General features: G+C 60.4%; 11 protein-coding genes. 3 read left to right on the top strand and 8 right to left on the bottom strand.

Annotation, left to right across the window (positions count from 1 at the left end; genetic code table 11):
* The coding region (locus IIC71_14300) for a tetratricopeptide repeat protein (GenBank protein ID MCH7670354.1) at positions 1-999 on the top strand (999 nt) is incomplete at its 5' end.
* 246 nt (positions 1,000-1,245) lie between these two features.
* Complete coding sequence (locus IIC71_14295; GenBank protein ID MCH7670353.1) at positions 1,246-2,007, top strand: SDR family NAD(P)-dependent oxidoreductase; 762 nt, start codon at positions 1,246-1,248, stop codon at positions 2,005-2,007.
* Between the two features lie 59 nt (positions 2,008-2,066).
* Here IIC71_14295 and IIC71_14290 read toward each other — a convergent pair whose 3' ends face one another.
* The 7 genes from IIC71_14290 to IIC71_14260 all read right to left on the bottom strand — a co-directional run bounded on the left by IIC71_14290 (position 2,067) and on the right by IIC71_14260 (position 10,112).
* Complete coding sequence (locus tag IIC71_14290; protein MCH7670352.1) at positions 2,067-2,381, bottom strand: antibiotic biosynthesis monooxygenase; 315 nt, start codon at positions 2,379-2,381, stop codon at positions 2,067-2,069.
* A 205-nt stretch (positions 2,382-2,586) separates the two neighbouring features.
* Positions 2,587-4,275, bottom strand: coding sequence for a formate--tetrahydrofolate ligase (locus IIC71_14285; protein ID MCH7670351.1), 1,689 nt, complete (start codon positions 4,273-4,275; stop codon positions 2,587-2,589).
* 140 nt (positions 4,276-4,415) lie between these two features.
* The gene (locus IIC71_14280) at positions 4,416-5,138 is read right to left on the bottom strand and encodes a PspA/IM30 family protein (protein MCH7670350.1); all 723 of its coding nucleotides are present in this window, start codon (positions 5,136-5,138) and stop codon (positions 4,416-4,418) included.
* 79 nt (positions 5,139-5,217) lie between these two features.
* Positions 5,218-6,207, bottom strand: a complete 990-nt coding sequence (locus IIC71_14275) for a hypothetical protein (GenBank protein ID MCH7670349.1) — start codon at positions 6,205-6,207, stop codon at positions 5,218-5,220.
* Between the two features lie 108 nt (positions 6,208-6,315).
* Positions 6,316-6,480 (bottom strand): hypothetical protein, encoded by a 165-nt coding sequence (locus IIC71_14270; GenBank protein MCH7670348.1) that lies wholly within the window; start codon positions 6,478-6,480, stop codon positions 6,316-6,318.
* 183 nt (positions 6,481-6,663) lie between these two features.
* Positions 6,664-7,491: a pyrroline-5-carboxylate reductase gene (locus tag IIC71_14265; protein MCH7670347.1), complete on the bottom strand. Its 828-nt coding sequence runs from the start codon at positions 7,489-7,491 to the stop codon at positions 6,664-6,666.
* 89 nt (positions 7,492-7,580) lie between these two features.
* Entirely contained in the window at positions 7,581-10,112 is a 2,532-nt protein-coding gene (locus tag IIC71_14260) for a glycosyltransferase (protein MCH7670346.1), read from the bottom strand.
* Positions 10,113-10,320: 208 nt separating this feature from the next.
* On the opposite strand from IIC71_14260, the gene IIC71_14255 reads away from it, so the two are divergent.
* A complete protein-coding gene (locus IIC71_14255; GenBank protein ID MCH7670345.1) occupies positions 10,321-12,090 on the top strand; it encodes a glycosyltransferase family 1 protein in 1,770 nt (589 codons plus the stop codon).
* 167 nt (positions 12,091-12,257) lie between these two features.
* Here IIC71_14255 and IIC71_14250 read toward each other — a convergent pair.
* On the bottom strand, positions 12,258-12,658 hold a 401-nt coding region (locus tag IIC71_14250; protein MCH7670344.1), incomplete at its 5' end, for an adenosine deaminase.

Below are 12,658 nucleotides of genomic sequence, written 5' to 3'. Positions count from 1 at the left end.
GCGGGCTCGGCGATCCGCGATTGTGATCGCGTACTAGGTAGAAACCACCCGGCCACGCTGGACGCGCGCCGCGCCCTCGCCTACAGCTACTATTTAGTTGGTCGAGCCGATGAAGCCATCGACATGCAAGAACAAGTACTTGCGGACATCGAACAAATTCACGGAACAGATCACCCCGACATGCTCGCGGCCCGTAGCAACCTCGCCTCCTTCTTCTACTCAGTAGGTCGATTCGACGAAACCATCGAACTCCAAAAACAAGTACTCGCGGACTCCGAGCGGGTTCTAGGAGTAGACCACCGAGACACTCTCGACAGACGCGGCGCCCTTGCATGGATGTATCGCCACACAGGGAACCTCGAAGTAGCGGTCGGACTCCTCGAAGAATGTCTAGTAGACGCAGAGCGGAAGCTCGGCACGAGCAATCGCACATCCTTGACCATCCGCAACAACCTCGCAGCCCTGTATCTGTCGACGGGGCGCATTGACGAAGCCATCGTCGTTCACCAGGAGGGGCTTGTCGGTTTGGACCTGCTACTTGGCCCAGGCGATGAAGCGACCCTGACCATCGCTAACAATCTTGCGATGATCTACGACGCAGCGGGTCGGAAACGAGAATCGATCGAAGTTCTCGAAACCGCACTCGCGAAGTCCTCGCGGGCTCCCGACCTAGACGAAACAGCCACACTTGATGCTCGTAACACTCTCGCGTCCCTCTACAACTCCGCGGGCCGGGTCAACGAGGCTATCGACCTGCTCGAACAAGTGATCGTGGACTCCACACGGGTCGTTGGTCTGGACCACTATTTCACGCTCACCGCCCGCAATAACCTCGCGGGATTGTATCGTTCTGTAGGTCGCGTTGATGAGGCGATCGAACTGCTCGAACAAGTTGTTGTCGATTCAGAACGGGTCCTCGGCCCTGATAACCCAGACACAGTGGTAGCCCAGACCCTCCTCGCGGAGTTGCGGAGACGAGCACGCAACAACGAGCAATAGTCCGCTACCGAGCTGTCTCACAGGGTCGACCAGCCAGACGAAACCTAGGCCACAAGTCCAGGGAAATCTGCGATCAGCTCAGGAACGCGAATCGGGCGAAGGTGTTGACTACCCATTGTTCGTTGGTGACGGTGTCGATGACCACGATTCGGTCGCTGCAGCACTCCACTGGCTCCGGCTACGATCTCTGCGTTTTCGCGTTGGACACTCTCTATGCTTGAACCTTGACCACCGAGAGGAACGACGATGCCTAAAACCATGCTGATCACCGGTGCGACGTCGGGATTTGGCCGGGCGGCAGTGTACGAGATGGTGAAACGGGGTTGGACCGTGATAGCCACCGGCAGACGTGCTGAACGGCTCGAAGAACTTGTTGCAGAGCTCAGCTCCGACCGGCTCCACATTGCACAGATGGACGTCACCGACGAGGCCTCGATCGCGACCGCAATCGCTGCACTCCCCGACACAATCACCCCGATCAGGTCATTGGTTAACAACGCTGGGCTTGCGCTCGGAGTACTCGGCGCAATGGAGGCCGATAAAACCGACTGGCAGAGAATGATCGACACCAACATCGTCGGCATGCTGAACGTCACAACTGCACTGCTCCCCCAGCTCGTCGAAACCGGACCGGGGGCCTCGATCATCAATATCGGCTCGGTGTCTGCAACCGTGGCCTACACCGGTGCAAACGTGTACGGAGCAACGAAAGCATTTGTCCGTCAGTGGAGCCGCAACCTACGCACCGACCTAATAGGGACAGGTGTTCGCGTGACAGACCTCTCCCCCGGCATGGGGGAGACCGAGTTCACTGTGGTCCGAACCCACGGTGACGTCGAGCGCTCTGACGATTTCTACCGCGGAGCAAAGGCTCTGCAACCCCAGGACATTGCGGACAGCATTGCGTGGCTGGCCGAGCAGCCCGCCCACGTCAACGTCAACCTGATCGAGGTGATGCCGATTACCCAGGTGTGGCAGGCGGCCGCGATTGACCGAGGCGAGTCGTAACCCCAGATTCGCGCTGCCGATCATGCACTCGGTCTGGAAACAGAATCAGCGTTAACGCCTCAGGACGAACTCGCCTGCACATCGAACACCACCTCGAAATGGAGAACCGAAGAGTCTGTGCCGACGGGCGCCTTCGAGTCGGGGGCATGTGCCTTGTCGAATTCCTGCGAGTTCCGCCAGTTGTTGAACGCATCCCGACTCTCCCACCGCGTATACACGTAGTACTGGTCTTGACCCTCTGCTGGTCGGAGCAGCTCAAAACCTTCAAACCCGGCGGCATCTTCGACCTTGGCGGCGCGGGCGGCGAAGCGGGCCTCGAAACCCTCCCGAGCCTGTGGTGGGACGGCTACTGCGTTGATGACAACGATGCTCATGCTGTCTCCTTCTGCTGTTTTCATGACCCGATTGGTATCACGTTCAGGGTCGACCATGATCGCCGAACGTCGCGGGTATGTCGATCGTTGCGCGGCCCGCAGCGCGCGTCGTCGTTTCGCCGAGGGCTAAAGCGGACGCATCGCCCACAGGCAACGATTCATCTCGAACCTGGCGACTACGGCAACAACACCAGGGGTTCAACCGCTAGCTGAGACCAACGATGTTGCCGTCTTCGTCGATGTCGATCGAGTGCGCAGCCGGGTTCTTACCGAGGCCTGGCATCCGCACGATCGCGCCGGTGAGCGGCAGCACGAACCCCGCCCCCGCCGCGAGCTGCACATCACGCACAGGCAGTGTCCACCCGGTCGGAGCGCCGGTGAGGCCAGGATCGTGACTGAGAGAGTACTGCGTCTTCACCATGCAGATCGGCAAGTGACCCTGGCCCATTGCTTCGAACTTTGCAAGACTCTTGAGCGCGGCAGGGGCGAAGTCCGCTCCGTCAGCTCCGTACACTTTCGTAGCGATCGTTGTGATCTTGCTCGCAAGCGGCATGTCAGATGGATACAGCATCTTGAAGTCGGAGCCCTCCTCAGCCGCGTCTCGCACCGCCTCGGCGAGCGCCACCATACCTTTGGCGCCACGGCTGAACGGCTCGGCGATCGCCCAGACCGCCTCCTCCCCTTCGACGATCTCGGAAATCGCGGCGTGCTCGGATGGATGATCTGTCGGAAACGAGTTAATCGCGACGACCGGCACGACGCCGTGCAGACGCATGTTGGCTATGTGGCGACGAAGGTTGCTGGCGCCGGCGAGGACATCGTCCGGGTTCTCCGCAATCATCTCATCCGGTAGCGGCTTTCCGGCCTTGATTGCGAATTTCCCCGAATGCACTTTCAGCGCCCGCACTGTTGTCACGATCACCGCGACGTCGGGCTCGAGACCCGAAGCCCGGCACTTGATGTTGAAGAACTTTTCTGCGCCCACATCCGAACCGAACCCTGCCTCGGTGATGAGATAGTCGCCGCCGCGGATGCCAATCAGGTCGGCCACGATCGAAGAGTTCCCGTGCGCGATGTTCGCAAACGGGCCGGTATGAACAAGCGCAGGGGTGCCCTCAAGTGTTTGCAGCAGGTTGGGATTCAATGCATCCTTGAGCAGTACGGTCATGGACCCTGCTGCGTGGACATCCTCGGCGGTGATCGGTTCCATGTCCCGGTTGTAACCAATGACGATCCGCCCCAGCCGCTTGCGAAGATCCTGAAGGCTGGTCGCCATCCCCAGTACAGCCATCAGTTCGGATGCAGCGGTGATATCAAAACCTGTCTGACGTGGAACGCCGTTGAGACGCGGCCCAAGCCCAGTCACGATGTCGCGCAACACTCGATCGTTGACATCAAGGACCCGCCGCCACGAGATGCGGTTGATATCGATCCCTAGCTCGTTGCCCTGGTGAATGTGGTTGTCAATGATCGCCGAAAACAGGTTGTTGGCCGCCGTGATCGCGTGAAAATCTCCAGTGAGGTGCAGGTTCATCTCCTCCATTGGGATCACCTGCGAGTATCCACCGCCAGCCGCGCCACCCTTGATGCCGAATGTCGGACCGAGCGACGGCTGTCTCAGGGTCAGGACCGGGCTCTCGCCGATGAGTTTGAAGCCCTGTGCAAGACCTACGGAAACTGTCGTCTTGCCCTCCCCGAAGGGAGTCGGATTGACGGCAGTGACGAGGACGTATTTCGCCCGCGGTGCCGGCATGTCGCCAAGCGCCCCTAAGGAAATCTTGGCGATCCCCCTGCCTCGGGGCTCAACGTGTTTGGATGCGATTCCCATGTCGGCGGCGACGTCCGTGATTGGGCGCGGCTCAACCGATCGTGCAATTTCTAAATCTGTAGCCATAACGTGTGACGTTAACGATGCCGACCGCCTAAGGGCAATCGTCGCGCGGTGCCAGACGGCCTGCCGCGGATAGGCATTGACGAAAGTGGCCCCGGATCAACCGGGGCCACCATACGCACGATTCGATTCTGGGTACGGCGTTAGCTGGTGAGACCGAGTTCCTTCTTGAGTTCTTCGAGCGTGGCGTCCGCTTGAGCCATGTTGATGGCCTCGCGGAGTTCGTCCTCGGCGCCCTCTGGGGTTGCATCACGAAGCTCGGCTTTCGCCATAGCCTCGGCTTTGCGGGCCTCGATCTTCTCTTCGATCTTGCTCAACGAAGGCATATCGTCGTCCATCACAGATGACATGGACTCCACAGCAGCGTTCACCGATTCTTGCATTTTGGCGGCCTCGAGATCGCCGAGAAGTTCGATGCGCTTGGCCGCGAGCTCAGAAACCTTCATTGCATTTGTCTGCACAGCACGCTTTGCAGCCTCGGCCTGAGTTACCGCTGTTTCGTACTGCGACTTCAGCGTCGTGAGATTGTTCTCGGATGCCTGCAACCGCATGGCTAGGGACTGTGCGGCTTTCGTCCATTTCGCCTGCCCCTCTGTGTCGCCCGCAACTTTCGCCTCTTCGGCACGCATGAGGGCTTGTTTCGCCATCTCGCGGGCTTCGCCTACGGAGTCGGCAGCGTCTTCGAGCTTGCCTTCAAGGAGCGTTCGATTGGCAACAACCTTCGCCGCCTGGTTGCGCAACGCCTGGTCCTTCTTCTTGGCTTCGTTGATCGCTTGCTCGATCTCGATTTCCGGATTCATGGCGTTTTCGGCCGTCGTACGGAACAAAGTGGTGATGTATCCCCACATCCTCTTTAAGAATCCCATGTGAGTCGTTCCTCAGGTTTCGCGTTCATTGTAGGTGAATGGATATGGCGTCCGAAAAACAGCCTGCACCTCCCAGCCATCATTTTCTCCGTCGGCCGCCACCGCGAACTCTTTTCCTGGACCCGCCACCAGAACGGGGTGACCGGCGAGTAGCAGTACCTCCCGTGGAACGAGATCGTGATCGCGTAGGCAACACTCGCGCGCGCGGCCGTCGACGGCTGGATCGGCCCCCACCAAGCCGAGTCAACGCACCCGACGCCAGCACGCCGCTGAGAAGGTCCATGAGGCCACCACCCATCGCGGCACTGCGCCGAGTGGGTCTGCGGTTGTACTCCGGCCGCGATGGCAGTTGGCTTGTTCCCACTACTTGAGGGCGACGCTCGGCCGGGGTGCCCGTAGTAGACGGAGCCGGCGCCGGGGTTTCAAACCGCCGGGGCTCTGGGCGGCGGGGTGGTTCGTTGCCGTCGAGAATCGCCTCGGCGGAGTCAAGCTGCCATGTGGCAAGCTCTAAGTCGTTCGAGAGTTCGAGGAGTTGTTGTGCAGTCGTAGCATCCTCGAACGACTTAGAGCTCTTGGAATAGGTGCCACTGGCGTCCTGGTAGAAGCGGTCGACGCGCTCATTGTCTGCGGACCGCACCTCGTCTTCCATGTCGAGGATGTCGTTCGCAACGGCAGAGAGCATCTGCCCAACCTCAGCCTTTGCCTTTGCCTTCGCCAGCGCAGAACCCTGGTGTTCACGGCCGCGAGGCTCTCGACTGTTGAGGAAAAGGAAAAACGCTCCAGCCGCAATCGCGATCAGAATGATCCAAAGAATCCACGACCCACCACCACTCCTGCTGGTCGCCGGCGTAGCGGCGGATGTTGACGTCGGCGCTGACGCACCACTCAGTTCGACGCCAGGAAGCGCGCCAACAAAAGTGGAGGCGACATCAAAGTCACTGCCACCGATGTTGAGGGCGTCATCGAGCGCCAAGGAGAGTTCACGTTCAGTCGCCCGGGTCGACAGGCCGGCATACCCAACCGTGTCAGGTGCGACCACAAGGACGATCCCGGACGGTAGGTCGTTCACAACGCTTTCCGCAAAGAACGTCGCGCCGGCGGTTGGCTCATCGGCCAGGAAGACAAGAAAGAGTTCCTCCCCTGCGTTACGGGCCGCCGCGACAAGGTTACCCGCCTGCTACGCGTTGACCGACGTGCCCCTCTCTACGAAGAAACCCTGTCGCTGCACCTCATCAGTAACGTCGGAAGCATTCGTCTCACCGAGAACCGTCCCAGCGGGCAGCGCAATGAGGGTTACCACCAAAAGCGCAGCGAAACCGCTGCGCGTCATCCGTCTACCCACTGCCTGAACTCCCTGCCGGATCGTGTGCCCCCGAACAGTACCGTCGTCGGTGACATAATTCCGGCTGGCGGTCCTGGAGCCTGCTGAGGAGACCGGGGATGCTCCGCCGCGATCCCGCTCCTGGACACCGGTCTGCACCGCAGTGGCGTGACCGAGCTTGGGCCGTCCCACAGGGCTGGTTTGTTAGTCGTTGTCGATGAGTTCGGCTGCAGCGACACCCAGTTCGTGGGACCGTTGCGCCGCGGCGCGGACCGCGTCCTCGATCGAGGTGCGGAACCCACTGTTCTCAAGAACGTGCAGAGCAGCGGACGTCGTCCCGCCCGGCGACGTAACTTCAGCCCGCAACCGAAAAGCGCTCTTGTCAGAAGTATGGGCGAGCAACCCCGCCCCGCGGATCGTTTGCAGAACCAGTTTTTCCGCGGCGTGGTGTGGCAGGCCCTCTCTAATAGCGGCCTCGGTGAGGGCTTCGGCAAGCAGAAAGACGTACGCGGGACCGCTGCCGGAGATGGCGGTGACGGCGTCCATGAGGTCTTCGGAAAGGTAAATCGTTTCGCCGACGGCGCCGAGCACCGCCTCGACGAGTTTGAGGGCATCGGACGACGTGTCGGCCTCCGCGCAGAATGCCGACATGCCTTCATCGACGGCGGCTGGGGTGTTCGGCATCGCCCGGACAATCGCCACATCGGGCAGCAAAGTACGATACACACTGAGCGGAACGCCGGCGGCCACCGACAACACGACCTGATCGGATGTGAGGCTTTCCCGGATGGACTTGCAGGTCGCCGCCACGTCCTTCGGCTTGACTGTGAGAACGACGACCTCTTTGCCGATGACGGCTGCGGCGGCGTCCAGGGTGGTGGAGATCCCGGTTAGGCGCTCAACTTCAGCGGCGCGTTCCTCGCGCCGGGCAACGAGATGGACGGTGTCTGTCTCCCATCCGGCGCGCAGTAGCCCCTCGGCAAGGATCTGTCCCATTGATCCGGCACCAACAATGACAACACTGGGTTTCATGCGTTCCATGATACGCGACACTTTGGATTCTGGCGCTTTCTCATACCGTATATCACATGAGAAAGCGCCAGAATCCAAATCGGGGTCGGTTAGCTAGCAGCCATTGCTTTAGCGATCATCTCGGCGTGGCTGCGTTGCATCTCAATAAGACGAGCAACCTCCTCTGCGAGATGCGACCGAAACGCCGATTCGTCGCGCAATGCAAGATCGACAGTCTGCGAGAGGTGATCGATAGCATCGGTACGAACAACGTATTGCTCACAGTCAATCGAACGGGCGAAGTCGAGAACCTTCGGGCGGTACTCAAGCGCAACAAACGGCGTGTGCATGGCTGCGGCGAGAATCGAAGCATGCAGCCGCTCGCCGATCACGAGCCGAGCCTGGGCAATGAGAGTGAGCGCTGCGTCGCGGTCGGCGTACCCAGCCATGTACTCCACCGGACCACCACTGATCAAACGTTCAATTTCAAGAATCCAGCGGTCGTCGCCGGGGAAGGACGCCATCAGCGTCACCTGAAGACCGTCGGCTGTGAGGCGATCGATCTCTTGAGCGAGCGCGGCCAACACGGCACTGTCATCGCCGCCGTGAAGGTTTCCACCGGTGTGTAGAGGTGCAACGATCACGCGATCCGCTGATTCTGCAACTTCTGGACGGGCCAACGACAGGGCAGGGTCACCGATCATCACGATGTCTCCCTTCCACCCCAAAGTCCTCAGATGGCGAGCGGAATCTGGGCCGCGTACCGTCAACGGCTCAGCGGACCGGAAAAACGAAAACCAATCTTCCATCGGCTCGGTAACACCCCAGTAATCGGGATCCCGGACACCCGGTGCGAAAACGAACCTGAGGATGCCCGGACGGTCCTCCCGCATCATCCGTGTGAGGTAGTAGTTGTTCCCGTTCAAGATTGTACCGCCACCAACCATGATCGCCGCGGGAGCCGGATGATCTCGTTCTATTGTCAACCCTGGTAGCAATCCCTGGATGGCTTGCAGGATCGCCTCATCACCGAGGTTGTCCTTGCCGGTGAAGCCAACGTACGAAACTCCGAGCAATTCCGGTGAGGGCTTCGACTCGGCCCCTTCGACGCGCGATCGATCTACCTTTGCCTTCGCCATCCGAGCGAGTTCTTTCGGCCCGAGACGTCTTGCAGACTCAATCCCCAGTGAGGGAGAGCCACCCGAGAGGTCGCCTTCTACACGAACCTTCGGATTGCTAATAAGCCCGGAACGCTCGGTACCCGACACCGCGGCAACTGCGTCGACGACGGTGATCTGCCTCGGATGTTTCGCAAGCGCCCGGCGGCGGACGACGCAGAACATCGGAAAGCCTTGCGCCTGGTCGAAGGCGAGAAGATCACCGACCCTTCTGATGGTTGACGATTTATCGTCCACATAGGGAACCTGGACCAACGCGAGACGCGGGTCGGCGTCGAATCTCTTCATCGTGCGACCGAGCAGAGACTTGTCGGCTGCGTCGAACGGCCCAACGAGGGCAACGAATTCGCCACGAACGTCCGGAAGAAGATCAGCGAGCTGCGGCGACCCATCGACGGATCTCACGGCGAATCGACCAGAGGCCGCCGATCGTGTGAGCCATGGTGCGACTGCTGCGTCACTGCCGACAACAACGATGTCGTTGTCGAGCCACCCCACAGCGTTGATCCATCGCAGCGTGCTTTCGATCTCCTCTGGGGTGGCCCCCGAAACGATCCAAGTCAACTGTGGAACCGTGAACGTGGACCCCGGATGACTGCGATACATCCGGTTAGGGATCAGATCTGCCATCAACGCACGGTTCAGATTCCGCGACGTTGCACGCCTGTCGGCACCGGCATCCTGGTCCTCACCGTGCACCTGGTGAAAAACTACTGCACCCTCTTCGGGAACCACAAAGTTTCCGTCCTGGAAGAGTCGCCAACCAAGCTCGGTGTCTTCTCCGCCCCACGCGGTGAAGGCGTCTGAGAAACCTCCAACGGCGTCAAACGCGCTTCGCGACACGCTGAGGTTGTTCGAGACACACGCCCGAAATGCGCCATCCGCGATAAGCAGCCGGCGGGTTCCTCGGTAGAAAGAAGCTCTCCAGTCGCTCACCGAAATCCCACCCCATGGGTCCGTTGTCTGCCCGACCTGGTCTGGCGCGATCCCACCAGAGCGAAGCCGTTCAGTCGTCCACTCCGTTTCGTCGATGTCGACTCGTGACCCGACTACTACCGCGTTGCTGACACGATTGTGCCAACGCAGATGCCGTTCGACAATGCCCCGCGCTGGGATACAGTCCGCATCGAGAAACAGAATCACATCAGATTCCGTCTGCTGGGCACCAAGGTTCCGGGCGCGCCCGGCACCAAATCCGTCGAACTCCTGTCGGATGAACCGAATGGGCAAAACGTCGGAGTACAGGGAGACGACACTTTCGAGGTCAGCAGTGGAACCGTCATCGACGACGACAACCTCGTTCACACCAACATCACCGAGACCCAGAAGACCAGCAAGCGATCGCGACAAAACGTCCGGGCGCTCAAATGCCGGAATGACGACTGCGACCTTGCAGTCACGCGACATTTCGAGCCCGAGGATGCCCCGATAGTCGTTCTCGGCACCGGTCCAACGAGCCGTCATCTTTTGTCCAAGTGGTTGAGCATGCTGACAAATACGCTAGCTGGCCGAGCCTCGTGGCCGATCCATCGTCCGATCCCGTTCGCTGTGGGGCGGCGACTCGAAGTGCTGGCGCGTGCTGATGGCCTTCCGGAGCAACCAAGCAGCGAGGCCTGTTCTTAGGCAGCGTCGGATGGGTCCTCGAAATACAGCCGCGCTACCATCGCGCATTATGCGGATCACCCTGGTCGCAATCGGCCGCTACTGCAACGACCCCCGAGCCAGAACTCTTGCGTTCAGTCTCGCCAGCGTGGGCCACTCCGTTGTCGTAGTTGCCAGCGGAAAACGCTCCGATTGTGAAAACGACGGCATAACGCTCAAGCTCGTGCCGACGCGCTACCCGCAAGGTAAGGGCAAGCTACGGACGTTGCTGCGCCGGGCACAGACCAAATCAATGCGGCGGCTGATGCATCACAAACACCTCGTAGACGCTGTGAGGGCGACAAACCCCGACATCATCTACCCAACCTCGCTGGCGGAAGTCGCGATTGCTGCGGCGGCCGCCGTGGGCACAAACGCGACCGTCGCGCGCGATCCTCGATGGGAAAACGCCGGGCCGCGCGACCTTGTCGACCTCGCGCCCCACAACCCCCAACTCAGCGTCTCACCCGCCGGGCCGGGCGGTCCGTACATCACCCCCGCCGACGTGCGCGACGCCGGCGTGCCCGAACCAGGGCGTTATCGCGATCTCCGCATTGCGCTCTGTTTCCGCAAGACGGACACCAATCCCGGCAAGTACCTAGAAGCTGCGATGGTCCGTGCAGGCATCACCGTCGACCTCCACACCGACGAGATTGATTGGAACGCCGTTCCTACAGCCACCGATGCGGTGGTGTTTGTCGAAGGTCCGTACCCGGCGCTGACAGTCATGGGTACAAATCCCGGCATCCCGGTACTTTTTTGGGTGCACCACGGCGAACACCACGTCGCCACGAACCTCCGCCTCGTTGATCGTTACGGTGCACATGCAGTACTGCTGGCACACTCCTGGCATCTGGCGCACCGGTTTCCGGTGCCGATACACAGATTCACGTTCGGACTCGCACCCGAACTCGTCGACGCCTCGATTCCGTGGGCTGAACGCAAGTACGCAGTCTCGATGGTCGGTGGCCAGCTGCGGCGCAAGGGTGGAACCTACGCCCGTAGGCAGCAGCTTGTCGAAACTCTCGAAAATGCGCTAGGTGATGACAAAACCGCGTTCGTCTCTGATGTGTCCGCGCGGGAAATGGCGGACATCTACGGCAACGCAAAGACGGTGATCAACGAGGCAGGCACGAGGCACTACCCAATCACCATGAGGGTGCTCGAGTCGGTCGGGTCAGGAGCGATCTTGATCACCGACGATCTGCCAGGCACCGACCTGATCGTCAAACGCGAGCACTACCTTGTGTTGGAGGACGACGTCGTCGGCCAGGTGCACAGAGTCATGGCCCAACCGGAGAAGATGGCCCGTCTTGCTGAAGACGCTCGGCAGTGGGCGCTCGGTCACCACACCTACGACCACCGGGTCGACGATCTCATTGAAATAGTTCGGAACGTCGAAATACCCCAAGACAGCGCTCCCAAGCGACGCCTTGGGGCAATGGCGGCGTTGATCGATGCGGACGTCGAGGTGCAGAGAATTGCCCAGTTCGGCTTGCCAGATCTGTCCGATCAACTTCGAGACCGCGAGATTCTCGACGGACATGAGCGCCTCGAACGACTCGGCCCGGGTACGGTCGGAGCTGTGGCGATCGGGCCGTCCGGGACGCAGCACCTCGAACGAGCGCTGCGCGCCGCGCGCCGCTACATCTACGCGGCCGGAGACACCGAAAACATTCGAGATTTCGTAACACGTGAGTTGCCAGACGCGACCTGCACACATCACGGAGAGTTGTTGCGAGTTGATCTAAACGCAGAGTCGTATCGCATCTTGTCGCACGAACGCTCGATCACGACCTGACCTTCCAGGGGCTGCCTTGGATTCTTGCGCTATCTCATACCGTATACGGGAATATTTGGCGCCAGAAGCCACGCCGAACAGGCGCTCCTAACTCTTGCGCTATTCCATGCCGTATACGGTCGTGGCTAGCGCAAGAGGCCACTGCGGACGCGGTGTTTGTGCGGTATCTACTCGGTGTAGGCGTTGATCTCGGCGACCAACGACCTGCGTCGATCCAGGGGAAGACAACTATTGCGAGCGGCGACTTTCATATGCTCGGCGAGGTCCGCCCCAGTCAGCCCGTGCACCGAGACGGCCAGGGCCAACTCGTCGGTCAGGGTGGTGCGGAAAAGTCCTGGGTCATCCGTGTTGAGAGTCACCATCAGACCCGCGGCGATCAAGTCAAGTAGAGGATGGCTCGCATCCGACTCGACCACACCGAGAAGTCGGTTCGATGTCAGCGATACGTCGATCGGAATCCCGCGGTCGACCAGCATCGAAACCACCTCCGGGTCCTCCAGGCAGCGCACGCCGTGGCCGATTCGCTTTGCGCCAAGTGCGATGATCGCACCACGCACGCTTTCGGCGC

The sequence above is a fragment of the Acidobacteriota bacterium genome, assembly GCA_022562055.1.
In the GTDB taxonomy this organism is placed as follows: domain Bacteria; phylum Actinomycetota; class Acidimicrobiia; order Spongiisociales; family UBA5794; genus BMS3BBIN02.
This window is presented reverse-complemented; position numbering and strand designations above follow the sequence as displayed.